22 protein-coding genes are annotated in these 26,052 nt (G+C 47.9%); 15 read left to right on the forward strand and 7 right to left on the reverse strand.

Annotated features, from left to right (window positions below):
- The first annotated feature begins 5 nt into the window (after positions 1-5).
- Genes ICL80_RS06520 through ICL80_RS06535 form a run of 4 tightly spaced genes read left to right on the forward strand, consistent with a single transcriptional unit; the run spans position 6 to position 5,238 of the window.
- Positions 6-1,295, forward strand: a complete 1,290-nt coding sequence (locus ICL80_RS06520; RefSeq protein WP_194215287.1) for an MFS transporter — start codon at positions 6-8, stop codon at positions 1,293-1,295.
- Positions 1,288-3,390 carry a C45 family peptidase gene (locus ICL80_RS06525; protein ID WP_194215288.1) on the forward strand — a complete coding sequence of 701 codons (2,103 nt, stop codon included), beginning with the start codon at positions 1,288-1,290 and terminating at the stop codon, positions 3,388-3,390. Before ICL80_RS06520 ends, ICL80_RS06525 begins: the two co-directional genes overlap by 8 nt.
- A 12-nt stretch (positions 3,391-3,402) precedes the next feature.
- A complete protein-coding gene (locus tag ICL80_RS06530; RefSeq protein ID WP_194215289.1) occupies positions 3,403-4,107 on the forward strand; it encodes a creatininase family protein in 705 nt (234 codons plus the stop codon).
- Between the two features lie 18 nt (positions 4,108-4,125).
- The gene (locus tag ICL80_RS06535; protein WP_194215290.1) at positions 4,126-5,238 is read left to right on the forward strand and encodes a hypothetical protein; all 1,113 of its coding nucleotides are present in this window, start codon (positions 4,126-4,128) and stop codon (positions 5,236-5,238) included.
- A 68-nt stretch (positions 5,239-5,306) separates the two neighbouring features.
- On the opposite strand, the gene ICL80_RS06540 is transcribed toward ICL80_RS06535, so the two are convergent.
- Positions 5,307-6,068 (reverse strand): maleate cis-trans isomerase family protein, encoded by a 762-nt coding sequence (locus tag ICL80_RS06540; RefSeq protein ID WP_194215291.1) that lies wholly within the window; start codon positions 6,066-6,068, stop codon positions 5,307-5,309.
- 386 nt (positions 6,069-6,454) lie between these two features.
- Between ICL80_RS06540 and ICL80_RS06545 the strand changes: the two genes are divergently transcribed.
- From ICL80_RS06545 to ICL80_RS06560, 4 genes are all read left to right on the forward strand, one after another.
- Complete coding sequence (locus tag ICL80_RS06545; RefSeq protein WP_194215292.1) at positions 6,455-7,072, forward strand: FMN-binding negative transcriptional regulator; 618 nt, start codon at positions 6,455-6,457, stop codon at positions 7,070-7,072.
- Between the two features lie 67 nt (positions 7,073-7,139).
- Positions 7,140-8,255, forward strand: coding sequence for a PepSY-associated TM helix domain-containing protein (locus tag ICL80_RS06550; RefSeq protein ID WP_194215293.1), 1,116 nt, complete (start codon positions 7,140-7,142; stop codon positions 8,253-8,255).
- A gap of 44 nt (positions 8,256-8,299) precedes the next feature.
- Positions 8,300-9,079, forward strand: coding sequence for an SDR family NAD(P)-dependent oxidoreductase (locus ICL80_RS06555; protein ID WP_194215294.1), 780 nt, complete (start codon positions 8,300-8,302; stop codon positions 9,077-9,079).
- A gap of 296 nt (positions 9,080-9,375) precedes the next feature.
- A complete protein-coding gene (locus tag ICL80_RS06560; RefSeq protein WP_194215295.1) occupies positions 9,376-9,783 on the forward strand; it encodes a Rid family hydrolase in 408 nt (135 codons plus the stop codon).
- A 48-nt stretch (positions 9,784-9,831) separates the two neighbouring features.
- Here the strand turns inward: ICL80_RS06560 and ICL80_RS06565 are convergent, their stop codons facing one another.
- Both ICL80_RS06565 and ICL80_RS06570 read right to left on the reverse strand, forming a co-directional pair.
- Positions 9,832-10,929 carry a PepSY-associated TM helix domain-containing protein gene (locus tag ICL80_RS06565; RefSeq protein ID WP_194215296.1) on the reverse strand — a complete coding sequence of 366 codons (1,098 nt, stop codon included), beginning with the start codon at positions 10,927-10,929 and terminating at the stop codon, positions 9,832-9,834.
- Between the two features lie 60 nt (positions 10,930-10,989).
- On the reverse strand, positions 10,990-11,883 hold the full coding sequence (locus tag ICL80_RS06570) for a LysR family transcriptional regulator (protein ID WP_194215297.1): 894 nt from the start codon (positions 11,881-11,883) through the stop codon (positions 10,990-10,992).
- A gap of 126 nt (positions 11,884-12,009) precedes the next feature.
- Here ICL80_RS06570 and ICL80_RS06575 point away from each other — a divergent pair, with 126 nt between their 5' ends.
- From ICL80_RS06575 to ICL80_RS06600, 6 genes are all read left to right on the forward strand, one after another.
- Positions 12,010-13,143, forward strand: a complete 1,134-nt coding sequence (locus ICL80_RS06575; RefSeq protein ID WP_194215298.1) for a CaiB/BaiF CoA transferase family protein — start codon at positions 12,010-12,012, stop codon at positions 13,141-13,143.
- Complete coding sequence (locus ICL80_RS06580) at positions 13,140-14,003, forward strand: HpcH/HpaI aldolase/citrate lyase family protein (protein ID WP_194215299.1); 864 nt, start codon at positions 13,140-13,142, stop codon at positions 14,001-14,003. Before ICL80_RS06575 ends, ICL80_RS06580 begins: the two co-directional genes overlap by 4 nt.
- A gap of 173 nt (positions 14,004-14,176) precedes the next feature.
- Positions 14,177-15,787: an ABC transporter substrate-binding protein gene (locus ICL80_RS06585; RefSeq protein WP_194215300.1), complete on the forward strand. Its 1,611-nt coding sequence runs from the start codon at positions 14,177-14,179 to the stop codon at positions 15,785-15,787.
- A 2-nt stretch (positions 15,788-15,789) separates the two neighbouring features.
- Complete coding sequence (locus tag ICL80_RS06590) at positions 15,790-16,740, forward strand: ABC transporter permease (RefSeq protein ID WP_228073838.1); 951 nt, start codon at positions 15,790-15,792, stop codon at positions 16,738-16,740.
- Positions 16,733-17,569: an ABC transporter permease gene (locus ICL80_RS06595; RefSeq protein WP_194215301.1), complete on the forward strand. Its 837-nt coding sequence runs from the start codon at positions 16,733-16,735 to the stop codon at positions 17,567-17,569. The genes ICL80_RS06590 and ICL80_RS06595 overlap by 8 nt, the downstream gene beginning before the upstream one ends.
- Entirely contained in the window at positions 17,566-19,359 is a 1,794-nt protein-coding gene (locus ICL80_RS06600; RefSeq protein WP_194215302.1) for an ABC transporter ATP-binding protein, read from the forward strand. Before ICL80_RS06595 ends, ICL80_RS06600 begins: the two co-directional genes overlap by 4 nt.
- Positions 19,360-19,361: 2 nt before the next feature.
- Here ICL80_RS06600 and ICL80_RS06605 read toward each other — a convergent pair whose 3' ends face one another.
- The 4 genes from ICL80_RS06605 to ICL80_RS06620 all read right to left on the reverse strand — a co-directional run bounded on the left by ICL80_RS06605 (position 19,362) and on the right by ICL80_RS06620 (position 24,428).
- The gene (locus ICL80_RS06605) at positions 19,362-20,267 is read right to left on the reverse strand and encodes a LysR substrate-binding domain-containing protein (protein WP_194215303.1); all 906 of its coding nucleotides are present in this window, start codon (positions 20,265-20,267) and stop codon (positions 19,362-19,364) included.
- Between the two features lie 107 nt (positions 20,268-20,374).
- Entirely contained in the window at positions 20,375-21,880 is a 1,506-nt protein-coding gene (locus ICL80_RS06610) for an aldehyde dehydrogenase (RefSeq protein ID WP_194215304.1), read from the reverse strand.
- A gap of 16 nt (positions 21,881-21,896) precedes the next feature.
- Positions 21,897-23,252 carry an NAD(P)/FAD-dependent oxidoreductase gene (locus ICL80_RS06615; protein ID WP_194215305.1) on the reverse strand — a complete coding sequence of 452 codons (1,356 nt, stop codon included), beginning with the start codon at positions 23,250-23,252 and terminating at the stop codon, positions 21,897-21,899.
- Between the two features lie 45 nt (positions 23,253-23,297).
- A complete protein-coding gene (locus ICL80_RS06620) occupies positions 23,298-24,428 on the reverse strand; it encodes an NAD(P)/FAD-dependent oxidoreductase (RefSeq protein WP_194215306.1) in 1,131 nt (376 codons plus the stop codon).
- A gap of 322 nt (positions 24,429-24,750) precedes the next feature.
- On the opposite strand from ICL80_RS06620, the gene ICL80_RS06625 reads away from it, so the two are divergent.
- Positions 24,751-25,896 carry a serine hydrolase domain-containing protein gene (locus ICL80_RS06625; protein WP_194215307.1) on the forward strand — a complete coding sequence of 382 codons (1,146 nt, stop codon included), beginning with the start codon at positions 24,751-24,753 and terminating at the stop codon, positions 25,894-25,896.
- The last annotated feature ends 156 nt before the right edge of the window (positions 25,897-26,052 follow it).

Below are 26,052 nucleotides of genomic sequence, written 5' to 3' on the forward strand. Positions count from 1 at the left end.
AAACCATGCCGGCAAAAAACAGGCATTCTTGGTATGTTGTTGGGCTATTGACGGTCTGCTATGTTCTTTCGTTAATTGACCGGTTGATTGTTGGGCTGTTAGTGGAGCCCATGAAAGCATCGCTTGGTTTAAGCGACTTTGAAATCGCTTTGCTGCAAGGGCCTGCATTTGCGATTCTGTATGCAGTACTGGGCGTGCCCTTGGGGCGTGTCGCAGATATTTGGAACCGTAAAAATCTTATCTCAATTGCTATAGCGCTCTGGAGTGTTGCAACAATGGGGTGTGGCTTGGCAGGTGGTTTTATAAGCCTGCTGATTGCCCGCATCGGTGTTGGTGTTGGGGAAGCTGCTCTTAGCCCATCGGCATATTCCATGTTTGCGGATATGTTCGACAAAGGGCGATTGGGGCGTGCGATCTCTGTGTTTACCGTTGGAGGGATTGCGGGGGTTGGGCTTTCTCTGTTGCTGGGTGGGGCATTATTTGGCTATTTCAGTAGTATAGGGCCTGTTTCCCTCCTTGGCTTTGGTGTGCTTTTGCCGTGGCAAATGACATTCGTGGTGCTAGGCATTCCGGGCATAGCGATTGCCTTTGTAATTTACTTTGGTGTGCAGGAGCCAGAACGAGCGGGCGCACAACGAACAGTCGAACCTGTTGCTGCGGTTGCTGGGTATATTATAGGGCATGGTAGGTTCTATGCTTCCATCTTTGTTCTTCATGCCCTTATTGCTGGTGTGCTCTATGGTTTTTATAATTGGGCACCGTCTTATTTAATCCGTGATTTTGCTATGGGGCCGCAAATTGTGGGGCCTCGGTTTGGCTTATTGGCTATTGCTGCGGGCATAACAGGCCCCTTGTTAGCTGGGTGGATTGCTGATCGCTTGCAGGTGCGGTACGGCGCCACGGCACCGCTGTTTACAGCCGGTGGCTTTTTTGCCGTACTAGCCGTGGTTTCCTTGTTTGCATTCCGTGCGGATACTTTTGAACTTGCGTTGGTTGGTTGTGGCATGGTTGCTTTGTTTGGGTCGGCAATGCTTGGGCTGCCGCCTATAGCGTTACAGCTTGCAACTCCTAACCGCATGCGTGGCCAAGTTTCTGGGCTAAGTCTGATGATCAGTAATTTGGTTGGCCTTGGTGCAGGCCCCGTTGTTATTGCAGGCCTTTCAGAGTTTGTATTCCCTGATCAGGGGTTGGGCTTTGTTTTGATGGTTGTGATTGCTACTACATCTGTATGCGGTGCGGCCCTTGGGTTTTGGGCCACGTTAAAGGCAGACCGAAAGATATTGGGTAATGAGTAATTTAAAGTTGCCGTCAGACTTAACCCTGCAGACCCAAAGCCTGATGTCGAGGGCTCATTATGCAATCTTGCAGGGGTCTATGTCTGTGAAAGACTTATCGGGTGATCATTATACTGCGCAGCTTGCATGTCTGGATAGGTCTATTTTACACCTATCCCGCGGGAAATGGTTATATGGCCGTGCAACAGGGGAATTAGCAGATTTTGCATTAAGAAGCTTCTCAGTGGATGATTTAACCGAGGCTTGCAAAAGTTTTACCCAAGCGATCAGGATAATTGACGAGATAAGCGAAAGTACCCTCGCAGAACAGCCTGTTCCAGCTGACGGTATCACACAGAAAAACGAACTTACATGGTTTCAGGATACCCCCATTGTCCCCAGCATATGCCCGCTGGTGATTTTGGCAGGCTCTTCTGTGGATATGGGGCGGCAATATGCCAGCCAGTGCATTGAAATTTTTGGCCCCTTTATTTTTGAAGCCTTTGCCGAAAAATGTTTTTCCAAGGCGGAAAAAGATCATTTAAACGCATGGGCGGATAAGATCCGGCAGTTCACACCTGAAGTACTTGATATGGCAACTGGCATTGCCGAAGGGGCAAGCCAGTGCGGCATTGCCCTAAGCCAAGATCAGGCATTATCCTTGTGGATAGGCACCCTGCAGCCTGCAACTTCTCCAGCGCCCATTGGTGTGCTTGATGCAGAAGGGGGCGGTGTTATGGGGGCATATTTTGGTAATGTTGAAGGTGCAGAGCCCCTGCACGGTGATATTGGGGAAGGGCTTTGCAGCGGTGCTGCGGCATGGGGCAGTGCCACCAAAGATGGGCATCTTTATTTCTCCTCCTCTACAGACCATGATTGTACGTTTCAGGTAACGATTATTGCATACCCGGACGAGGGCTATCCTTTTATATATACACCCTTTTCCGTGAACGGGTCAGTGCCGGGGGTAGGTAGGTTTGGTTTGGCGGGCCATCCGGGTTTCAATAGCGCAGGGCTTGCTTATATTCATCATGGCGGCGGCGGTGCCTGCGCTGAAAATACCAAGGAGTGGGGCTACGGTATTCCCAAAGGGGCATCCACATTTCATGTTTTACGGTATGCGAAATCAGCCGGGCAGGCGGAAAGCATGGAAGGTGATTTCCCAATTGGTAATGTAGGGCATGTGCTTGGCTCACCCGGTGGATTTTATGCTGATGATTGCGGTGGTTTTGTTTACGAATCCCGGGACCGGGATAAGCCTGTGATACGGTATGATACGCAAGATACTGCGGGCATTCGGCACCAATTTTTGTATGCGACCAATAATATAATCAGCAAAAATATATCCTCGCCTGTGTTCCCCGGTACAGTGGGGGAAACGTGGCACCCAGTTCAGGGCTGGATATGTGAACAGGCTGATAAAGCAGACGATGCTGGCCTATTAACGCGGCGGTTATGGTCTGTTTCAGCGGCTTCCAGAAACCAGTATCTGTATGATGCTTTAAGGGCCCATGAGGGTGCTCTTGATCTGCAGAAAATGGTGTCTTTGTTTCAACAAGGCCCAGATGTTGGTGCTGTGACTTGGGGTGAGGCCGAGGCGGATATGAATGCGGGTGGCCTACTTCCTCGTCACTCGGCAGCACACCGATTGAATGCTTTTGTTGCGGCGGGTGCCCCGGCAGACCGGAAATATCTGGCAGCAATCGGGCCTATAACGCACCGCTCTGTGTCTCCTAATCGTCCGGGGCATGGATACTTTATCTATGATGAAACGAATGCTTACTGGGAAGTGACGCTGGCTGACAGCATTATTGATATGCTTGAAATTGCCAAAAGTGTTGCTTGTGAATTAGCGGCCAAAGCCGAGAAGGCAATGGGTCAGGCTTTGCGGGCTAAGCATGCGAATAAGAAAACGGCCGATCACTTTAAAGAAATACAGGCTCTTTTAGCGACAGAACTTCCTACGTTCAGCGACACTAATCGAACAGATAAGGCGCTGTCATCTGCATCTAAGTGCTTACGCCGCTATACCCGTGCACAAGTGCGGGCACGGCAAATTCTTCAATCGCTTAATCCACCAGAGGAGTGGGATATCAAGCGTATTTACTCATCTTAAAAGGGCTAGCTTATGCGTTTTTCTGAAATGAATTGGTCGCACATGGCAGACTATCTGGCGAGAGACGACAGGTGTGTCTTGCCCCTTGGCTGTGTTGAGCAGCATGCAGCACTGTCCCTCTGTGTGGATGCCATTGTTTCTGAGCGGATGGCGGTGGAGGCAGCAGAGCCGCTGGGCATTCCTGTTTGCCCGGTGCTGTCTTATTCTGCAACACCTTCTCATGCAGCATTTCCGGGTACGATATCGGTTCGGCTCAGTACATTTTTGAATATGGTGGAGGATATTTTAACATCCCTGCTGCAAGGCGGATTTCGTCGCATATTAATTGTAAATGGGCATGGGGGCAATACACCCGCCAAGATTTTGGCACAGGAAATACTCGCTAAACATCCTTCCAGTTCCATCATTTTTCATAGTTGGTGGACGGGTCCTGAAACTGCGGCGGCGATCCGCAAAATAGGACCAGATGGTACCCACGCGAATTGGCTTGAGAATTTACCGTGGACCCGGCTTGATGCTGAAGCACGACCTCCTAAAGCCCCTATCAATGAAGGGCATATGGATGCTTCCCCGCCGGAGCATGCAAAAAAAATGCTGGGTGATGGCAGCTATGGTGGGCGGTATGTAGCGCCGGAAGAAGACATGTTGGAAATGTGGCGTGTTGCAGTGGCAGAAACACGTGATTTGCTGGAAAATTCTTGGCCGTCAATAAACTAGTGAAGGGTGCTCTTTATCATGGCTAAAAACACACGTTCCTTACTGGCGCTCTATGTTCTTCCTGGTCTTGTGATGCAATCTATTGTCATCGGGGGTGGCTATGGTACCGGCCGGGAAATTGCTGAATTTCTGTTGTCTGAGGGGCCATACGGTGGCCTTTTTGCCTTGCTTGCCGCCACATTGGTGTGGAGCGCAGCTTTAGCCATCAGTTTTGAGTTGGCCCGGGTGTTCAAGGCGTATGATTATATCAGTTTTATAAAATGCCTTCTTGGCCCGGGTTGGATTATGTTCGAGGCAGTTTATCTTCTTGGGACAGTTCTTGTTTTATCGATTGTCGGAGCCGCCTCGGGTGAATTGTTTCACAGCCTTACCGGCGCTCCCACCATTGTTGGGGTGGTGCTGGCTATGGTTTCCATTGCCTATATAACATATAGGGGCAGTGAGTTTATAAAGCGGTTGTTTGCGGCTTGGTCCATCCTCATTTATATTGCTTATGGCATCCTTATTTTTATTACGGTTAGCCGCTACGGCGAGAGTATTTTCGCGCAGTTCAAACCATCCCCTATTGAATTTAGTTGGTTTTTCAGTGGTGCTAAATATGCAGCATTAAATGCAGGTATTATTCCTGCTGCTTTGTTTTGCGTTGTGCATTTGCAGTCAAAAAAGAACGCATTAATTTCTGGCGCGCTTTCTGGGCCTATCATTATGGCACCTGCGCTTCTGCTCTTTTTGTCTTTGCTCAGCCAGTATCCATTGGTAATGTCAGAACCAATTCCAACCAACACGCTTTTGCAGGTGATTGATATGCCTGTTTTCTCTGTATTTTTTCAAATATTATTGATTGGAACGGTGATCAACACAGGCGCTGCTTTTATTCATGGTTTTAATGAACGTGTGAACCAAGCTTTTCACCATAAAAAGAAACCATTCACAGCCTTGCACCGCAGTGCTTTAAGCATAGGTATCACTATAATATCTGTTTTTGCTGCCGAACGCGTGGGCTTGATAGACTTGGTTTCAAAAGGGTACGGCGCTTTTACCCTCGTTTCACTAGCAGTATTTATTGTGCCTGTTTTAACGGTGGGGGCGTGGCGGGTTGTGGTGCCTAGGAAAAAGGCTAGTAAAGACTAATTGGGCTTTATCATTCGGTGCGGGCTGTTCACACCGAATGAAGCATATGTTGGTACTGTGGTCTGGCCTTAGGTAGACCGCATTAAGGCGCCAACAGGGTTGTGCGATGTTTGCCCGCAAAGGCGCAGCGCATGCCACGCCAGTGCATGGGTACTTGTTGTAATTGGTATACCTAATTCTTGCTCCAGTTCATCAATGATATCTATGGACCGAAGGCTGGTGCAGGACATGAATATAGCATCGCACGTTTCATTGCTTCCCACAGTTTTCATAGCCGCTTTAATAGATTCCAGATCAATTTTTGCGACAATGCTGTCAGCAGACTCGCAAAAAGAGCCCACTGAGACAACCTCAAACCCTTGATCTTCAAGGCGGGTTTGTATCAAGGAAGCCACTTCAGGAATATAAGGGGTCAACAACCCGATCCGGCGCGCGCCCAAATGCTTTAAGGCTGCACTTGCTGCTGTAAAGGGGTCAGTTACATGGGCGCCTGGGTGAACTTGCTGGATTTTTTCCGCAACCCGCTGCTCCCCGATAACGAGAGCAGCAGACGTGCAGGCAAAGGCTGCAACATTTATGTTTACACCGGGGGGTAGCATGGAAACGCAGTTAATGATTTCGTCTTCCATTTTACCCAGTACTTCAGGCGTGACTTCGGGCAGGCTGCGTATGCGAGTACAATAAACACCCATACCTAGTTCCACGGTCAAGCGATAAAATTCATGCTCTATTGTTTGGTCATACTCTAGCGCAACCAGCGCTATATTACCGCGCAGACCAATTCCTTTATCTGTTTGAAAAGGAAGAACACCATGGTTTGTGATGGACATTCTATAACTCCCCGGTTGTCGCGGTGCGTTTAGAAATACGGTCTGAATTTTCAAAAAAAACGTGCAAACATTTTATATGCATATGAATGGTTCCCTTATTTTTTACTGCCAAAGTAGCATCTGTGATCAAAGAACATTCGCGCTCTTGGCGCTTCTGTTGGGGCTTTTTTTGCCATTTTCTCTCTGATTTGAGCCATTTTTACGAGGCAAATTGCCGTGCAGTGGTTTATGTTTTAATTGTTAAATTGACAATCTATTGTTCATTGTATAATTATGTTTGACATAAAGCAACGCTAAATCATGGCAGCTTTGCAGTGGGTGATAGGTGTTTCGGAAAGCGCCAGCAGTAATGCTGCGCAGTAATTTTGTGCGAAAAAAGGTGAAGCATGGGCGTGGTTTTAACCGAAGATGAGGATAAAAATATTCTGGTTGATCTGGTGACAACCAACCCGCTTGCATGGCTTGTTTCGCCAAATTTGGTGGATGCTACTTTGCTGCCGCTCTTACCTATTGTTGATGACCAGCAGAATATTGTGGCGATTGAAGGCCATATGGCGCGGACTAACCCGCACATTAAAACCCTCGAAACAGAAAAATCAGCGACCATTCTATATAAAGGCCCTGATTCCTATATGCCGACAGCGTGGGTGGCAAATAAACGTCTGGCGCCAACATGGATGTTTTCATCGGCAACGTTTTTGGTTGATGTCACGTTACTGCCTGCTGAAAAGGACACCCAAGAACACTTGAAGCGCCTTGTTGTCTTTATGGAAAAGATCAATGGATCAAGCTGGAGTGTGGACAGTATGGAAGAGCGCTTTGAGCCTATGTCGCGCTACGTTATTGGGTTCAGGGCAGCGGTTAAGTCCGTTAATCGCCGTTTCAAGCTTGGGCAAAATGAAGAACCTGATGTTCTGAAAGAGATGGTTGCGGGCCTTATGAGTGCGGATAAAGCTGATATCGCAGCGTGGATGAAAAGGGCCAATGGCCGTATCGATTGGTAGTTTACAATAATAAAACCATGGCCCCTTGAAATCTACCGCCGTGGTAAATGCCGGGAGGGAACTGAGTATGAGACGCCTGAGAATAAATATATCGATTTTGCATCGTTGGAGTGGGCTTGTTTTAGGCCTGTATGTGGCCCTTATGGGCATCAGCGGGACAGCGATGGTATTGCAGTCAACGTTCTATGAGTGGGAATTTGGCGCGGATATCATGTCTTATGAAGACAAGCCTCAGGCGTGGGCTTTGCCGTCAGTTTGGCTTGAAAATGCACAGGCTAAGTATGGGCCTATCGAGCATATAGAGGGTATTTTTGGGCCAGAAACAACGCCTATGCGTATTGGGGCCCCAACTATTATATATGATACTGAACGTGCTGGCGGTGGCCACGGGCACGGGGTGGTTGTTGTAGATCCGTACACAGGTGAACCTAAGGCACATTTTATTGCGGAAGACACAGCAGCAGTTTGGCCTCTGTGGTTGCACCATAGTATGTTTATGGGGGATGCTGCGATACCCACGATAATGATTCTAAGTATTCTGATCATGGTGTTCTGCGTGTCTGGGGTATTTTTATGGCTTCAGCGACCAAAAACAAAAAAGTCAGATTTAAAAATCGCCGGATTTTCATCCCCTCCCAAAATGCGGCGCTCGCATGCCACATTGGGCATATGGTTGTGTGTCCCCCTTTTTCTTTTTGCCATTACAGGCTTTGGGTTGGCCCGGTTTGATATTTCCATGGCGTTTGCCAGCCTATTAGGTATGGCTGATGGCACTGTAGCATCTGAAAATCAGCAGATGTGTGCTACCCCTTCGGCTGACAGAGCATGGACAACGGCGCTTGAGGCCAACCCCGGTTCTGAGATTACAATGTTCTTTCTCCCGAGTGAGAGAAATGCTGGATATCAGATATTTATGGGCCCAGAGGGAACTCGCTATCCAACACGTGGAAATTCAGAGGTACGTGTTCTTTCAGAATGCTCAACATTAACACATTTTCGCCCCGCTGAAGCTAATAGGATTGGTGACGTGATGCTTAGCTACATGCTCGATTTTCATAATGGTAAAATCGGTGGTATCGTTGGTGAAACACTTGTTTTCATTTTGGGTCTGATTGTCTTTTTATTGCCGCTCGTTGGTATCGCGGCCCATGTGTGGCGAACCGCCCAAAAGAAGAAACGCTGATGGTTTCAAGCTTGAAATGCGCATGAAAATATCAGAGGTCCATCATGGATAAAAGCAGTCTATATTCCCTAAAACAGCAGCGGGCTGTAATCACTGGTGCGGCCAGTGGCATAGGGGCAGCAACCGCACGCCTCTTTGCCCGTGCGGGCGCGGACCTTGTTTTGCTGGATTTGAACGCTGAGAAACTAAAGTCAATTGCAGAAGACCTTCAGGCTGATGGTGCGGTCGTGCATACATTATCAGTGGATGTTTCGAGGCCGGAACAGGTTAAAAAAACTATAGATGAAGCAAGCCAACTGATGGGCGGCATCGATATCCTTGTTCACAGTGCAGGGGTAGGTGTAGAACGTGGTTTTCTAGAAACAACGGATGCAGACTGGCAGCGCATTATTGATATTGATCTTTCGGGAACCTTCTATGTCATGCGGGAGGCAGGGCGTATTATGGCGGAAGCCGGGTATGGCCGTATTGTTACTCTGTCTTCAACAGCGGGTGTTCGCGGCGGGACATTCCGTGCCGCGTACGGTGCGGCAAAGGCTGGGGTGATTATGCTCTCTCGCACCCTTGCGGTGGAGCTTGCCAGCAAGAATGTCACGGTGAACTGTTTGGCACCCGGTGCAATAGATACGGAATTAGTTCAGGAAATGCATTCCAAGCTTACGAGGGAACTGTATCAAGCAGCCATTCCGGCCAACCGGTATGGCTTGCCGGAAGATGTGGCGCACGCCGCGCTATTTTTGGCATTACCACAATCGGCCTATATAACAGGACATGTGCTGGCTGTAGATGGGGGCTTTCTTGGTGCAGGGCTTCAAATTCGGTAAAGGAAGTGCTTTTATACTGTATTCTGGTGCGCCGTAGGCGTGAACGCAACAGCCAAAAGTGGGGCTTTCCTTAATATATAACCATTTTCTTCGAGGTTTTTTAGCCTTCGCCAGCCAGTATCCTCATAGAAATGGCCATCGGGAAACAGGGGCAGGACAAATACCAACTATGCGGTGGGGTGCAGTTCAGGCTAAACAGCTCGTAAATCTGAGCCTTACCACAGGTTTTTGAAATTGACCCTGCTATGGTTTCCAGGTGATTTTCGCGTAACGTAAATCACATACAGGGTGTTATTATGAGTATGATTTCTAAGGCAGGCTATGAACGTCAGAATATTTTTTCTGGCAGCGATTATGAAAAAACATATAGCTATAGCAGGGCTGTAAAAGTTGGGCCGCAAGTGTTTTTGTCAGGCACAACAGGCTACGATTATTCTACCGACACACTGGCAGCAGGTGCCGCCGCACAAACCGCCCAGTTGATGCAGAATGCAAATAATGCACTGGTTAAGGCTGGCGGTAGCCTTTCAGATGTGGTGCGGGTCAGGATGTATATAGCGGAAGTTGATGACTATGACGCTATCATGGATATTTTTGCAGAGACTTTCAAAGGTATTAGCCCCGCATGTACAACTGTTCAGGCTGGGCTGTTTGATCCGGAAATCAAGATCGAAATGGACATGGATGCTATTGTGGAAGCTTAGTATCTTGCACTAACGCATGAAGGTATAGATCAGTAAAATAACCAGCTATCAGCTGGTTATTTTTTTACGGGTAGTACGCCTGCTTTTAAGCATCCACAAGCTTAAACCCATCACTGTTAACAGGACCAGTCCTATTGCTGCAATCAGGTATAGGATGCGGCCTGTAAGGCCCCAAAACTCACCTGTATGAAGTGGATAAAGGGCATCAAAGACTTTAAGTTTAAGGGACTTAGTGGTTAGCGGGTTATAGATGCGCAGAATACGGCCATCCTGCTCGCTGATGTAAAGCGTTGTGGTGCCGTATACCAGCCTGCTTTCATCTGGTTGGGTAAGCCGCACCTGATAGTATGGTGTGGATGCTTGCGGAAAGCTAACCATAGCCAGTGCACTACCGGGAAATTCCTGTTTTGCGATATTGATGGCATCTGTCAGGGACAGGGTAAGGCCGCTGTTTTCTGCTCTTTCTATGGTGGGGTTATGGGTAGCCCCTAACATAGACCGTAATGAAGATTGCCAAACCTGAATAGTGCCGGAAACAGTAATGAATAAAAGCAAAAACACACACCACAGCCCTACTGCCCTGTGCCAAGCATACAAGCTGGCTATTTTAAATTTGAAGGCCTTTGGTTTTAAAACATGTTTTGCGGTTCTGTTTCGTGGCCAGCCGATATAAAGGCCCAAGGCAAGAGATGTTGTTAAAAATATGCCACTTAGGCCTATTATCCAGTGCCCGAGATTACCGGCAAGCAACCGTGTGTGAAATAAATGGAGGGCACGGAAAAAACTAAGCGTGGAAACTGACCCTTCCCAGTAATAGGTTTTGTATGTGTCCCCGGTTGTGGCCGATAGGCGGTATACAGGCAGTTCTTTTTCTGGGGTTTCTGTGATGAGGTCAAAGATATTATAACTGGTGCTGTTGTTAATCAGAAAAACCGGCTTATGGGTTGGGTTGGTTTGTTTTAGTTTCTCAATACCGATTGAAAGCCCGGCGTTGGTATAAGGCATGTCTTTGCCGTATGGTGCTATGGTCGTGAGGTCTGTTAGTTCGCGCTGAAATACAAGCAATGCGCCACTTACGGCCTGTAAGACCCAGAAAATGCCAAAGCCCAATGCGATCCATTTATGTATTTGTGCAAGTTTTTTCATAGGGAAAAGCTTCGTGCGAAGCCGTTTTATTGTCAACCTGCAACAATTGATGCACTGGGTCTAATTATTGGGGCTTGGGCGGTCTTTGCTTTCTTTCAGAAGCCAGCTTTGCAGCTTGAGCACCTGTTTGTTTTGCCCCCGGTGGGGCGGAACAGATATATAATACCGCGGTGTACGCGGTAGGCTTGAAGGGGCAATCAGAAAAGGAATGACAAGCTTTTTTGTATCTATCAGATGGTGGGCATTATGCCGGTTAGCAAGAGCAATGCCGATACCCCTTTGGGCAGCTTCTAAAGCATGAACTGTATGGTTCACGGTAAAGAACGGTTGCTGGCATAACCAATGTTTGCCTTCCAGTAGGTTATGCCATGAAACAAGCCGCCTAGATGTTTCTATAAGGGTAATTCCTTTTACACAGTCAAGCGTGGAAAGTGCCAAAACATTAAAATGGTTGGGTGATATCAAGGGCACAATTTCATCTCGGAGCAACAGTGTTGATGCTAGTTCTGGGGCTGGTTGAAAGCGGTACTCAATCGCACAGTCTATATCCTTCTTGGATGGATCAAAAGTCAGTCCCTCAACAAGGCGTATATCTATATCAGTGTTTTCGGCAAGAAAGCCTTTCAAGCGCGGAATAAGCCAGTTCGCTGTAAGGCTAAGCGGTGCAGAAAGCGTGAGTTGTGCGCGTTTTGAGCGATTTTTAATGGCAGCGGTGGCATTACTGATTGTTTCAAACGCGTCTGCTATTTGCAGCAGATAATCTTCTCCTGCCTCTGTTAGCCTAAGGCCGCGTCCTTCACGGTAGAAAAGCTTTCTCTGTAAGTGGCCCTCCAGAATTGATACATGCCTGCTGATAGAAGACTGGGTCACATTCAGGATTTCGCTGGCAGCGCGAATGCTGCCGCTGCGGGCTACAACCTCGAAGGCGCGCAAGGCATTAAGCGGTGGGTACATGTTTATACTTCTAATTTTTAGAACTAATTCGTTACATCAAAGCAATTTTTAAAAGATAACTTTTGCTGTACCTCAATAGCAACGTATTTTTTATGCCGGTTCGGGCATTATAAAAGGATTGCTTCTATGCAGGCTCTTACAGGGTTACTTGTTGTATCAGTTGAGCAGGCTGTTGCCGCACCGCTTTGTACCGCTCGGCTTGCAGAAGCGGGGGCGAGAGTGATAAAAATAGAGCGTCCTGAAGGTGACTTTGCCAGAGGGTATGATACAGCAGCAAAGGGTGACAGCGCTTACTTTGTTTGGGCAAACCAAAATAAAGAGTCTGTTGTGCTTGATTACAAGCAGCCTGCAGATAATGCGCTTTTACATACCCTAATTGCGAAAGCAGACGTTTTTGTACAAAACCTATCGCCCGGCACTCTGCAAAGGGCAGGTTTTGGCTCGGCTGACCTACGTGCAAGGCACCCTCGGCTTATTACATGTGACATTTCGGGCTACGGTGAAACCTCTGCTGCAACGGATATGAAAGCCTATGATTTTCTTGTTCAAGCAGAGAGCGGTTTGGTTAGTGTTTCTGGTGGGCCAACCGAACTGGGGCGAATTGGTGTTTCTGTGTGTGATATTGGTGCGGGCCTTTCTGCGCACGCGGGTATTCTTGAGGCCTTGCTTTATCGAAGTGTGAGCAGTGTGGGAACTGGTGTTAAAGTTTCCCTTTTTGATGTAGCCGCCGACTGGATGACAGTGCCTTTTCTGCAGAGTGAATACGGGCAAGGTGCGCCAGCGCGGCAAGGGTTGCAGCATTGTTCCATTGCGCCTTACGGTGCTTATCAAACGGCAGATAAGGCGCTGACCATACTCTCTATCCAAAATGAGCGGGAATGGCAGCGTTTGTGTGAAACTGTTCTCTTTTTGCCTGAGCTTGTTAACGACCCGCGTTTTTACAGTAATACTCAAAGGGTTCAAAACCGTGCAGATATGGACCAAAAGCTCAATGCAGTATTTATCACGCTAACAGCGAGTGAGCTGCGTATGCGGCTGCTTGATGCATCCATTGCTTTTGGCGCTTTAAATGATGTTGCAGGTCTGGCGAGGCACAAGGCGCTCAGGCTACGGCACACTATGACAAGCACAGGGCAACAGGTCGCGCTGCCTGCGTTGCCGGTGCAGTTTACGCATATGACAAACCCCAAAGTTCATGCAGTGCCCGGTTTGGGGGATGCAACGGACCGGGTGTGGGCCGAGTTTGAAGCCCAGAAATGACAGATAATGAAAGGCATTTTGGCACAGTGTGTCGCTCATTCCTGTTTGTGCCAGGGGATAGGCTCGATCTGGTTTCAAAGGCTGTAAAAGGCTCGTCGGATGCCATATGTATTGACCTTGAAGACGGGGTGGCAGGCACGGCAAAAGATACGGCGCGCTACATGCTTCCTGAGGCTCTTCAGGTCGTGATAGAGGCAGGGTGCACGGCTTATGTTAGGGTTAACCCACTACAGGACAGGGCTAACCACGTGCAGGATTTAGCCGCTTTAACGGTACAGCCGGATGGTATTGTACTGCCAAAAGCAGAGGGGTGGTTGCAAGCGGCAAGTGTCACTAAAGGCTTGAGTCTGTCTGGTAATCTAAGGCTTGTCGCCATGATTGAAGACCCAAAGGCATTACTGGCATTTGAACAAGAAGCAATGATGCCAGGAGCAGTAGACGCGCTTTTGCTGGGAACGGAAGATTTTAGTGCATACTGTGGCTGTTCGCCTGATGCACCGCTCATTACAGCTGCTTATGTGCGTATGGTAATGGTTGCTAAAGCAGCAGGCGTAAAGGCGTATGGTATGCCAATAGGTATTGCTGATTATAAAAACCTTGAGGCTTTCAACAAAGCTGCTTGTTTTGCCAAGCATGCGGGCGGTGATGGAGCCTTTGCCATTCACCCACGCCAGATTGAAATTTTGAATACAGTATTTTCTATTACAGAGGATGCAGTAGCTTGGGCGCAAAATGTGATTACTGTATTTGAAAAAGCGCGGGCAGCAGGGCAAGCAATTACAACTCTTGACGGCGAGATGGTTGATCAGCCTGTTTATGCTCGTGCGCGCAAATTACTGTCTGGCACAACGGCCTTATAAATGTGAGCTATAGCTTCATATTGAAAGGCGGTTTTAGGCATTACTCAAAAGCTGCTGAAATTTTTAAGACCCCCCATTCTCTTTATTGCAATGGACAAGCACAGTTATTTTGGCGCTACATAGGGGTGAAAATATTTATCTAACACACAGATTTGTCAGGAGAGATAAAAGCCATGCAAGGCAAGTGCCCTCAGAAAAAGAGCATATTCGATTTGCACCACTGCGGATTAAAAGTCTTTTTGCTGGGGCTGGTTTTATCTTGTTACAGTGTTGCAGTGCAGGCTGCTGAGATGGAGGTTATTGACGTTGCTCTAACCTCTGATATCAGAAGTACAGACCCAGGCGTAAACCGAGACGCCAATACAGATACAGTTATGATGCATGTTCTGGAAGGGCTGGTTGCTTACCGTGAAGATGGGAGCACAGGGCCGTTGCTTGCTGACTTTGTTGATATTTCAGAAGATGAAAAAACATATACTTTTCATTTACGCTCAGGGGTGCGCTTTCATAATGGTGATCTCTTAAAAGCAGAGCATGTGGTTTGGACATGGAAGCGATACCTTGACCCCGCTACAGGGTGGGGGTGTCTCGCAAGTTTTGATGGTTCAAACGGTGATAAAATTGAATCTATCGAAGCGGTGGGTGATGATGCTGTTGTTTTCAAGCTAAACCATCCGCAGCCTATGTTTTTAAGCCAAATGGCTGTTATACACTGCGGCGCCAGCGGTATTATTCACCCCAGTTCCTTGAATGCAGATGGCAGCTGGAACAGGCCTGTTGCAACGGGGCCTTATATGCTGGGCAAGTGGGTTAGGGGCCAGTATATTGAGCTGGACGCCTTTGCGGATTATCAAAGTCGTGTTGAGCCAAGGGATGGTAATACGGGCGGAAAAATTGCCTATGCCACTAAAATAAAGTGGTTGATTATTAGGGATTCTGCGGCGCGTTTGGCGGCTTTGTCCAAGGGGCAGGTGCAGGCTATGCCAGAACTTCCCGCCGCCGAGATGCTGCAAGTTAGGCGCATGCATAATGTGCAGATTATCAGCAAACCGATGCTGGTGAATTACGGCATTCTTATTCAAGACCGTGACACTTTATTATCAGATGTACGGATGCGTAAAGCGCTGGCAATGAGCATTGACCGAACAACGGTGGCAAGCCTTGTCACGGAAGACGTGGGGGTTGCAAATGCTTCTGTGATCCCTAGTTCCAGTGTATTCCACAGCGATATTCAAAAGCAAAGTGATGGCTTTCATCCAGATAGGGTGAAGAGGATTTTGGATGAGATCGGCTATAAGGGGCAGCCTATAAAATTGGTAACAAACCGCCGGTATCCGGCCATGTTTAATCAGGCGCTTTTGGTGCAGGCTATGGCGCGGCAGGCAGGTATTAATATAGAACTTGAGGTAATAGAATGGGCTACACAAATCGATCGCTGGCGTTCCGGCAACTATCAATTGATGTCGTTTGGTTATTCAGCGCGCGCAGACCCGTATTTTAATTACCAATCTATTCTCGGTGATAGAGACGCCAATAAAACGAAGCTGTGGGACAAGCCTGAGGCGATTGACTTGTTGGCAGAGTCTGCGCGTGTTTCCGACCCAGACAAGCGCCAGCAATTGTTCAATGAATTACACACGCTGATGATCGAGGATTGCCCCATCATTGTACTTTATAGCCTTTCAGATGTGAATGCTGTGCGCACCAGCATTAAGGGTTTTAATTCTTGGGTGTTTGGGCGAGCGCGCTTTTGGGGTGTGAAACGTATGGAAGAGGGCAGCTGATTATGTCCATTGCAAAATATTTACTGATCCGGGTACTGCTGGCGTCGATGACGTTGTTTATATCACTGGCTATCATCTTCTTCCTTATTCGCTTAATTCCCGGTGACCCGGCCCAGATCATGCTGGGTAATATTGATGATCCTGTCGCGCTGGAGAGAATGCGCGCGGCTCTTGCGCTTGACCAACCGGTGATCATGCAATTTTTAAATTGGCTGCACCGCCTTGTTCAGGGCGATCTTGGTGTCTCTATTACACAGGATAGGTCTGTGCTGAGCATTATTATCCCCAGTTTTGGTGTAACGGCGTCTCTTGTGATCCCGGCCGTTATTATTGCCGCCCTTATTGCAATTCCGGCGGGTTCGGTTGCAGCATGGAAACAAAACACAAAAATTGATGTTATTGTGATGACGGCTGCAACAATTGCGCTCTCGATACCAAGCTTTTGGCTAGGTCTTCTGTTCCTGTTGTTCTTTGGTCTTAAGCTAGAGTTCTTACCCGTTGTTGGGTATGTGTCCATGTTCGATAACTTTTGGGAAGGCGTCACCTACCTGATAATGCCAGTGAGTGCTCTGGCCTTAACTGAGGCGGGGGTTATTGTTCGATTGATGCGCTCTAGCACTATTGATGTGCTTCGGCTGGAATATATTACCCATGCCTATGCTAAAGGTTTAACGAACTGGACAGTTAGAACACGGCATGCATTGCCGAATGCCATAGCACCTACATGGACCATGATTGGCTTGATTTTGGGTGCGCTACTTGGCGGTGCGGTTGTAACGGAAACGGTGTTTACGCTGCCGGGGCTTGGCAGGCTGTTGGTGGAAAGCATTTTTGCCCGTGATTATCCGGTGATCCAAGGCTGTATGCTTATCGTTACCCTTTCTTATGTATGTGTCAATGTGATCGTAGACACGACTTATTTACTCCTAAGCCCAGGAGCAAGCTATGATTAGTGAATGGTGGAAAATTTGTAAAAGCAGGCCTAATGCCTTTGTGGGTAGCTTATTGATGCTACTGGTGTTTGTGGTTGCTGTTATTGGCAGTTTTTATACGCCCTACGATCCTATCGCGGTTAGTACGACCGAACGGCTTGCAGCCCCGTCTCTCGCGCATCTTTTAGGTACAGACGAATGGGGGCGTGATGTTCTGAGTAGGCTTTTATCTGCGGCAACAGTGAGTGTTGCGATAAGCGGTATTACGGCAATTATTGCTACGGCTATTGGTGCTTTTATTGGGGCAGCAACAGCTTTCTACGGCGGTTGGTTCGATAGAATAATGCTTGTATTTATGGACTCTCTCTTAGCGTTTCCTTCGCTTATATTAGCGCTGTCGGTTATTGCTATATATGGTTCTGGTGAGTACGCCGTTATCATTGCACTTAGTATTGCCTATGTGCCTTCCGTGGTGCGGGTTGTTCGCACTTCTGGCCTGTCACTGAAGCGGCGCGAGTTTATTGATGCGTCTGCAATTATGGGCAATAGCCGCTTTTTTACGCTTTTAAAACATATCCTGCCTAATACGCTCGCTCCCATTATTGTACTGGGTACATCGCTGTTTGGCTGGGCATTGCTTGCAGAGAGTGCTTTGTCCTTTCTGGGGCTCGGTGTTTCGCCGCCTGCTGCCAGTTGGGGCGGGATGCTTGCTGATAGTCGCTATTATTTTGAAAACGCCCCTTGGCTTGCGGTGGCACCGGGCCTTGCTATTTCTATCTCTTTACTCGGCATCAACCTTTTTGGTGATGCGCTGCGGGATTATCTTGATCCAAGGATGAAAAATCTGTGACAAATTCTGTTCTTGCAAATGATACGGTGCTCGCAGTTGAGAACCTGCATATTGATATTACTGTGGCCGGTGAAAAGCCTAAACCTATTGTGAATGATGTAAGCTTTGGCATTCAAGCTGGTGGTATAACAGCCCTTGTTGGGGAATCTGGCAGCGGTAAAACCATGATAGGCCGCGCCTTGTTGAGGCTGTTACCTCCTGTGGCAAGAGTTAGCGCCGGGACTATGCTGTTTAAAGGTACAAACCTGCAGCTTGCGAATGATGCAGGCATGCGCAGCTTAAGGGGCAATCACATAGGTATGGTTTTTCAGGAGCCTATGTCTTCACTTAATCCGGCACTTCGAATTGGCTTCCAGATGTCAGAAGCGTTGATGCTGCATAAGAACATGACCAGAGAAGAAGCGCGCATACACAGTATTGAGATGCTTAAACGGGTGCAAATAACCAATCCGGAAGAAAGCTTTAATGCGTATCCTTACCAGTTTTCAGGTGGTATGCGGCAGCGCATCATGCTGGCATCGGTACTGGCAATGCGGCCGGCTTTATTGATCGCTGACGAACCAACAACAGCGCTTGATGCCCTCATCCGCAAAGAGATCATGGAGTTGATGCTGGAAATTACCAAAGATATAGGAACGGGTGTTTTGCTTATCAGCCATGACCTAGGCATGGTTGCACAGTATGCCGAGGATGTGGTTGTGCTGCGTAAAGGGGTGCAAATTGAAAGCGGCAAGTGTTCTGATATTTTGCTAAGCCCACAACATGATTATACGCGTGACCTGATGGGGGCTTTGCCCGCGCGTAGAACAGATATGCTAGAAAAAACATATACTAAGCCACTTCTGGATATTAAAAACCTATGTGTTGACTTCAAACGGTCTGGCTCATCATTCTGGAAAAAATCGAATATGGTGCGGGCTGTTGACCGAGCCAGTTTTGCTGTTAATCAGGGTGAAATCCTTGCTGTAGTAGGCGAATCCGGTTCTGGTAAAACAACGATTGGCCGCACCATTATGCAGTTGTGTGCAAAGTCATCTGGCCAGATATTTTTTGAAGGTCAGGATTTGGATAGTATGGCAAAGGGGAAGCTCGCTTCCGTGCGCGGTAATATGCAAATGGTGTTTCAGGATCCCTTTTCTTCGCTTGACCCACGCATGACACTTGAAGCCACGGTGGCGGAAGGCCTGCGGCATAATAAATCCCTCACAGCGAAGGAAAAGCGTGCACAAGCACAGAATATGTTAACAGAAGTGGGTTTGCCGGGTGACTTTGCTGGCCGCTACCCTCATGAGCTATCTGGCGGTCAGCGCCAACGTGTTTGTATCGCGCGGGCTATTGTCGCGCAGCCCATGTTTATTGTTGCTGACGAGCCGGTTTCTGCCCTTGATGTAACTATCCAGCATCAGGTTCTAAAACTACTTGCGCGGTTGCAGGAAAAATATGGTTTTAGCTATTTATTCATATCCCATGACCTAGGCGTGGTAGAGCAGGTTGCTGATCGGGTTGTGGTTATGTACAGAGGTAAAATTCTGGAGGTGGGTAGCCGCGATGATATTTTTGACAGGCCCTGCCATCCCTATACAATACGCCTGCTAGAAGCCACCCCACGCTTGGTGAAGCAGGATGATACCTCTTACAGACTTGTTGATACGGTAGCCACAAGAACGAATGCCCCTGAAGGGTATGTGTTTTTTAACCACGGCAGTATTCCGGGCGCAGCTATAACTTCAGCAGAATCAGTTATGGTTGAGATAGCCCCTGGCCACATTGTGTGCTGTGCGGCGACATAGGTTTATTGGTAAGAGCTGATAATACGCTTGGTATCGCTCATTTCATCGCATATCCATTCACGCAGTAAGCGCACTTCTCGTCGTTGCTGTTGCATGGGGGGGTGGACAAGATAGTAGGATATATCGCTTGGAACAGCGATGTTCACTGGAGTTACCAACCTCCCGCTTTCAATGGCGTCAGCGCCTAGAACAACATCGCTCATGGTAATGCCAAACCCAGCTTCAGCTGCGCGCAGTGCCATATCAAGCACGTCAAAATCAAGGCCATCTTCCGTGTTGAAGCTTTCGCCGCCCCACCTTTCTGACCACATTTTCCAGTCTTGGTGGCTGGGCAGCGGGTGTAAGAGAGTTACCTTGTCAAAGTCTGCTGCGCATTCCAGTTTGCGGCCATTTAGATAGTCCGGTGCGCAAACAGGTGTTAGCCATTCTGGGTATAATTCCGTTACATATTCAGGGGACCAGTTGCCACGGCCATAGCGAATGCCAAGCTCTGCTTCACCGTCGCCCGAGATCATGTCGTGCCAGCGTGTTTGTACAATAACCTGAATTAAGGGGTATTGGCTTTGAAAGCGTTTTAGGCGGGGGTAAAACCAGCGCAGCGCCATGGTAGGCAATACTTTTATTTGTACGGTATCTTTATCGCGCTGGAAAGTTTCAATGGTTTTGGCAATCTGGCTGAAAGCATCTTTGGTGCTTGCGGCGAGAGCAATACCCACATCAGTGATTTCAAGGCCGCTATGCTTGCGGTGGAATAAAGGGGTGCCAAGCTGTTCTTCCAGTATGCGTACCTGCCTGCTGACAGCACTTTCGCTGATGCGCATATAATTGGCTGCTTTTTTAATGCTCATCTGGTCAGCAACGATTTCAAAGCAGCGTAGAGCATTCAGGGATGGAAGTCGGCGTGCCATAATGTACTCCCTTCGGTTAGGTACAGGTGCTACCGGCAAGCCTGTGTGGCAGTCCGATAAATCTTTGTACCATATTTTTCATAAAAAGGCTTTTTCATAAGCGTATTTTAGCCTTGGTTCACATTAATCCATATTGTTTTTGATTGCAGGTATTGGTCCATGGCTTCTGTTCCTTTGTCTCGGGCAAGGGAACCAGATTGCTTATAGCCACCAAATGGTGTTTTAATGTCGCCTTCTGTAAAGCCATTGATGCCTACTGTGCCACAAGCAAGCCGGCGGGCCATGTATAATGCCTTATCTATGTCTTGTGTGAAGACAGTTGCGTGTAGGCCGTAATCGCTATTGTTAGCACAGGCGAGCGCTTCTTCCATGCCGTCTACAGTTAAAATGCCAAGAACCGGACCAAAGATTTCTTCGCGGGCAATTTTCATCTCTGGTGTCATATTTGTGAAAACAGAAGGGCCAACAAAACAGTCTGATGTGCTGGTGTAGGCATCAGCCATATCAAGGGCAATATCTGCTCCGCCAGTTCGGCCAGCTTCAACATAACGCATAACGGTATTACGGTGTTCCAGCGTTACCATAGGACCAAGTTCCGTCAGAGGGTCTAGCGGGTTGCCAACAGCGATTTTTTTGGTTTTTTCAACAACACGGTGGGTGAATTCCTCCACTATTTTTTTATCGACAATCTGCCGCATGTTTGCTGAACAGTTTTGGCCGCCATTCCAAAAGGCGGATGATACAGCATTGTCTATAAGGTCGTCTGTTATTTTGGTATCACCGAGTATAATGAATGGGCTTTTACCACCCATTTCAAGGCCGATTGGCTTTAGGTTGCTTTCGCTTGAATATTTCAGGAAATACCGGCCAACTTCGGTAGAACCTGTGAAAGAAACAACATCTATCCCGTGATGGCGGCCAATAGCCTGCCCTGTTGTTTCACCAAGGCCGGGGAGAATATTAAGCACTCCAGCCGGGATGCCAGCCTCTGCTGCGAGCTCAGCGAGGCGCAGTGCGGTATAGGATGTTTGTTCAGCGGGTTTTACAATGGCCGAGCATCCACTTGCTAAGGCTGGCGCCAGTTTCCATGCCGCCATTAAAAGCGGGAAGTTCCAAGGCAGCACAAGACCCGCTACGCCGATAGGCTCTTTTATTATCATGGCGCAGGCGCTGGCGTCAGTGGGGGCTATTTTACCAAAACTTTTATCTATCAGTTCTGCATACCACTGAAATGTGTTTGGTACTTCTGTTGAAATTTCATGGATGCAGTCTTTAATAGGTTTTCCACTATCAATGCTTTCCATAACGGCAAGTTCGTCTGAGTTTTCTCTGATCAGATTTGCAAGCTTCAGCAGCACTGCTTTGCGCTCTTCAGGGGCGCAGCGCGACCAAGTGCCTGCGCCGAATACACGACGCGCCGCTTTCACCGCCCGGTCTACATCCTCTGGCTGGCAGTGGCTAACAGTGCCAAGCGTTTCACCAGTTGCAGGGTTTATAGACCTTATAACCGCCCCGGATGCGGCAGGTGCAAAGCTTCCATCAATAAAAGCTTGCGACGGTAAAACCAGTTGGTCTGCAATGGCTTGATAATAAGCTTTGTCTTTTAGCGCCATACTATATTCTCCGGGTTTAAAGAGGTGCGTGGGGGGGCTTGAATGTGCCTAAAACGAAACGATCCAGCCGAAAATCGTTTAGGGATATATCTGACTTTCCCTCTGTTGCCAGTTGCGCAACGACGGTGCCAACGCCAGGCCCCAAGCCAAAGCCGTGCCCGGAAAAGCCGGTCGCAACAATTAACCCTGGTACAGAGGGGGGGCTGTCGATTACAGGGATGGCATCGGGTAACACGTCAATATAGCCTGCCCATGATTTTACAATTGCGGCCTCTTGCGGCATTTGAAAATGCCGCTTTAGCAGACCCAATGTCTCATTTACTTTTCGGGTGTTAGGTTTAATTTTAGGGCGACGGGGCTCTAGTAACCTATCTTCTTTTGCAGCAAAAACTTTTCTGTGGAGGTCATCAATAAAAGGGGCACCCAAATTGAAGGAAAATGTACTCCAGTGGTTCAGAAGGCTGGGCAAAAAGAAACGCGCAGCACGCATGGTATCTAGGGTAAAATCAATATCAACATCTGACTCTGAAGACAGAATGCATGATCCATCTGGTCGTTGACGGATACCAATGCCCATGCCGCAGAAACATGCTTCACTTAATAGGTTCAGGGGTTCTGTTAGCGAAACTGTGTTGCGCACAATTTGTTGTGGCAACTTTAACTTGAGTTTTGATAAGAACCGGTAAGATGTTGCGCCTGCCGCACATATAACAATAGGTGCCTTTATTAGGCCGTGCTCTGTTAAAACCCCTGATACACTGCGTGCGGTTGTTTCAATTTCTACAGCGCCGCAATCTTCCAGAATGTGCGCGCCGTTTTCGCTCGCGGCTTTTGCAAAAGCTATTGTTGCAAGGCACGGTTCTGCTTGGCCGTCAGTTTCAGTATAAAGGGCGCCGGCCACTTTTGTTTTTAAATTAGGAATATATTTTGCTGTCTCTGTGCTGGACAACATTCTAGCATCTGAGGCAATGTCTTTTGCATCCAGTTGCCATGCTTTAAACTTTTCATGTTCAGCTTCGTTTTCCGCGACAAAAATACAGCCGTTTTTTTTCCAGCCAATGTCAACAGCTAGCTCTTTCTCAAGGTTAGGCCAAAGCGAAAGAGCAAGGCTTGCAAGGGGAAGTTCGGCCAAGTCACGATACTGGGTGCGCACAAAACCCCAGTTTCTGCCTGATTGCTGAGAGGCAACCTTGTCTTTTTCAACCAGAACAACGTTTAGGCCTTTTTTGCTTAAATAATAAGCTGATGTAGTGCCAACAATACCTCCGCCAATAATGATAACATCGGCATTTTTGGGCATAACCTCATGCTTCTGCTTTATGCGCGAGAGTACATCGTCGGGGCTATGAGGGTATAGACTAAGCGCCTGCATAAAAGGTTGTCTCCAAATTCATTTTATAAATGGTATCTTGGGGCCTTACACACGAAGGCTGGCGCGGTCTGGAGCCAAAGCTGCTACCGATATACCAAGGCTTTTTTGTTCTTCCGGCAGGTCGCTATTTAACAAGAGGGATGCCGCTGCTTGACCAAGGGCCGGGGATGTTAGTACCCCGCAGCCACCGTGGCCTGCTAGCCAGTAAAAACCTTCTGCATCTGGGCGAGTGCCCAGTACCGGGTTTTTATCGGCCATAAAACTTCTAAGGCCAGCCCACGTGCCTGTAGGCCGTCTGATTTGGAATATGGTATCCTGCTCAATATTATAAATGCCCTGCGCAACATCCATGTCGTCAGGATAAACATCGCTCGGAGGTGTTGGAACGGTATCAACCGGGCTACCCATAAAGCCATGGCTTTCGGGGTGCAGATACCATTTATAGTCAGCATTGCTAACATGAGGCCACTGTGAAACATCTTGGTTGTCGGGAGATGCAAATGTGAAAGCAGTTCTGCGACAAGGGGTTAGGCCAATAGGTGGAAGGCCTGCAAGCTTGCCAACCTCATCAGTCCATGCGCCGGACGCGTTCAGCAGGAGCGGCGCTGAAATGGCCTCATCCGGTGTTTCAACTGCCCATTTCCCTGAGGTTCGACGAATAGAATTCACTTGAATATTGGTCAGTATTTTAGCGCCGTTTGCCTTTGCGCCCTTAGCATAACTTTGCAGCAACAGGTCAACATCAATATCCATTGCATTCTCTTCATAGACTCCGCAGTGAACATTCTCTGGGCGCAGAGCTGGGAACAGGCTCAAAGCTTCTTCTCCGCTTACGCGGCGCAGAGCTGCACCGGCCTCATCAAGATAGTCATATAGTTTATCAAGCTTGTCCTGCTGGTCTCGGCGACCAACAGTTAGGCAGCCTCGCGGTGATAAAAGTGGATAATCGGCAAAGCCTGCAGGCGGTGTTTCTAAAAATGAGCGGCTCGCCTTTGCCAACCGCCGCATGGTATCTGCGTATATACCAACAGTAAACTGCCCGGCAGTTCGTGACGAGCTGTGTGTGCCAATAGCTGTTTCACGCTCAACAACAACCACAGAAGCATATTTTGAAATAAAATATGCCGCAGATATACCCGCTATACCCCCACCAACAATTATAATATCTGCCTGCATATGTTTGGTACCCTTACTTAGATTAGTGCAACGAATGGTGTGCTATGTGTAAAATCAGCTACAATAAGGGCCATAATTTTGGTGTATTGTCGATTTCAATAAATTGAACCGGGCGCCTCAAAAATGTTGGGTGCGAATTTTGTCGGGCGTTTTCTGTGATGAAAACCACCTATGTTGAGAGGCTGATTATTATATGCCCCACGAAGTGTTTTTTGTAACCGGGCATCTATTTATTGAAATCGACACAGGGGGGTATTCATTATAGTCAAAAGATAAGAGGTCATGCGTGTGTGGCCATGATAAAACCTAAAAGGTACCTAAAATGAGTATGATAAATCCCCCTATTGCTAGCCTTCAGGATATGTTTGGTGGCAAAATGCGGCCTTCAGTGGCTGTAAGTACCCTTATGAATAGTGACCAGCTATTTCCTACCGCAAAGGTAGCAAGGGGAGATAATGCGAAACCGCTTGCTGTATCTGGTACGCCGTTCCCTGCTATTAGCTTTGAAAGCCATGACCGGATTTGTGACCTGAATGATTACTTGACTATAAACCGGGTTGCGGGGCTGCTTGTTTTGAAAAATGGTGCTGTTGCGCTTGAAAATTATGAATATGGACTAAACCCTGATCAGCACTGGGCTTCGTGCTCAGTCGCGAAATCTATTGCGTCAACATTGATTGGTGTTGCTGTAAAAGAAGGGGCGATTGGCAGTGTAGACGACCCCGTAACCCAGTATGTGCCAGAGCTTGTTGGCAGTGCCTATGAAGGTGTTAGTGTGCGCCATGTTCTTATGATGGCATCGGGAGTTGAATGGGACGAAACATACATAGACCCAACATCACACAGGCGTCGCCTGCTTGAGGCGACACTTTCTGGCGGTAAAGGCAGTATCGTTGGCTATATGAAGACATTGAAGCGTGCGTGCGCGCCGGGTATAAAGTCTGTTTATAATACAGGTGAAAGTTACATAATGGGTGCAATCCTCGAGAATGCCACCGGCATGTCTGGTGCACAGTATCTTTCTGAAAAGCTGTGGTCAAAACTTGGCATGGAGCAAGCGGCAGGATGGTGGCTTGAGGCACCGGGCGGTATGATACTGGCCGGTAGTGGTATTTGTGCCTCGCTGCGTGATTATGGCCGGTTTGGCCAATTTGTGGTTGATGACGGCGTTGTGGACGGTGAGCGCCTTGTGCCCGAAGGTTGGTTTAAAGAGGCTGGAGCACCACTTTTGCCTGCTGTTCAAGGGTATGATTATGGATATATGTGGTGGGTGCCTGACCAAAATGTGCCAGAACATGAAGGGGCGTTTATTGCCTTTGGTATTTACGGGCAGGCTATTTATGTAAACCCCAAAAAGCAGCTTGTTATTGTAACTCTGTGTGCTCGTTCAAAGCCTAGTTCTCTGAATAGGGTAGAGCTTGATGATGATGCTTTTTATGCGGCAGTTGGTCGTGCTCTTGATGACTAGCCAGAAGTTTTTCAAAAGACCAAGCTGACTATGTGAAAGGGGCTTCTTTGCGAGCCCCTTTTCTTATTTTAAAAGCATTTAGTTTGTAATTGGGGTGTGTGTTTCTGGTTTTGTTATATTTAACATATTGTTTTATAATGAAAATTTAAGGTGTAA

The sequence above is a fragment of the Kordiimonas pumila genome (assembly GCF_015240255.1).
Taxonomy (GTDB): domain Bacteria; phylum Pseudomonadota; class Alphaproteobacteria; order Sphingomonadales; family Kordiimonadaceae; genus Kordiimonas; species Kordiimonas pumila.

Excerpts from the sequence above, each read along its gene's own strand:
- ICL80_RS06610 (WP_194215304.1), bottom strand. The coding sequence starts at position 21,880 with ATGGCGCTAAAAGACAAAGCTTATTATCAAGCCATTGCAGACCAACTG.
- ICL80_RS06620 (WP_194215306.1), bottom strand. The coding sequence starts at position 24,428 with ATGCAGGCAGATATTATAATTGTTGGTGGGGGTATAGCGGGTATATCT.
- ICL80_RS06570 (WP_194215297.1), bottom strand. The coding sequence starts at position 11,883 with ATGTACCCACCGCTTAATGCCTTGCGCGCCTTCGAGGTTGTAGCCCGC.
- ICL80_RS06575 (WP_194215298.1), top strand. The coding sequence starts at position 12,010 with ATGCAGGCTCTTACAGGGTTACTTGTTGTATCAGTTGAGCAGGCTGTT.
- ICL80_RS06520 (WP_194215287.1), top strand. The coding sequence starts at position 6 with ATGCCGGCAAAAAACAGGCATTCTTGGTATGTTGTTGGGCTATTGACG.
- ICL80_RS06615 (WP_194215305.1), bottom strand. The coding sequence starts at position 23,252 with ATGCAGGCGCTTAGTCTATACCCTCATAGCCCCGACGATGTACTCTCG.
- ICL80_RS06580 (WP_194215299.1), top strand. The coding sequence starts at position 13,140 with ATGACAGATAATGAAAGGCATTTTGGCACAGTGTGTCGCTCATTCCTG.
- ICL80_RS06625 (WP_194215307.1), top strand. The coding sequence starts at position 24,751 with ATGAGTATGATAAATCCCCCTATTGCTAGCCTTCAGGATATGTTTGGT.
- ICL80_RS06590 (WP_228073838.1), top strand. The coding sequence starts at position 15,790 with ATGTCCATTGCAAAATATTTACTGATCCGGGTACTGCTGGCGTCGATG.
- ICL80_RS06550 (WP_194215293.1), top strand. The coding sequence starts at position 7,140 with ATGAGACGCCTGAGAATAAATATATCGATTTTGCATCGTTGGAGTGGG.
- ICL80_RS06585 (WP_194215300.1), top strand. The coding sequence starts at position 14,177 with ATGCAAGGCAAGTGCCCTCAGAAAAAGAGCATATTCGATTTGCACCAC.
- ICL80_RS06560 (WP_194215295.1), top strand. The coding sequence starts at position 9,376 with ATGAGTATGATTTCTAAGGCAGGCTATGAACGTCAGAATATTTTTTCT.
- ICL80_RS06555 (WP_194215294.1), top strand. The coding sequence starts at position 8,300 with ATGGATAAAAGCAGTCTATATTCCCTAAAACAGCAGCGGGCTGTAATC.
- ICL80_RS06530 (WP_194215289.1), top strand. The coding sequence starts at position 3,403 with ATGCGTTTTTCTGAAATGAATTGGTCGCACATGGCAGACTATCTGGCG.
- ICL80_RS06545 (WP_194215292.1), top strand. The coding sequence starts at position 6,455 with ATGGGCGTGGTTTTAACCGAAGATGAGGATAAAAATATTCTGGTTGAT.
- ICL80_RS06535 (WP_194215290.1), top strand. The coding sequence starts at position 4,126 with ATGGCTAAAAACACACGTTCCTTACTGGCGCTCTATGTTCTTCCTGGT.
- ICL80_RS06525 (WP_194215288.1), top strand. The coding sequence starts at position 1,288 with ATGAGTAATTTAAAGTTGCCGTCAGACTTAACCCTGCAGACCCAAAGC.
- ICL80_RS06540 (WP_194215291.1), bottom strand. The coding sequence starts at position 6,068 with ATGTCCATCACAAACCATGGTGTTCTTCCTTTTCAAACAGATAAAGGA.
- ICL80_RS06605 (WP_194215303.1), bottom strand. The coding sequence starts at position 20,267 with ATGGCACGCCGACTTCCATCCCTGAATGCTCTACGCTGCTTTGAAATC.
- ICL80_RS06595 (WP_194215301.1), top strand. The coding sequence starts at position 16,733 with ATGATTAGTGAATGGTGGAAAATTTGTAAAAGCAGGCCTAATGCCTTT.
- ICL80_RS06565 (WP_194215296.1), bottom strand. The coding sequence starts at position 10,929 with ATGAAAAAACTTGCACAAATACATAAATGGATCGCATTGGGCTTTGGC.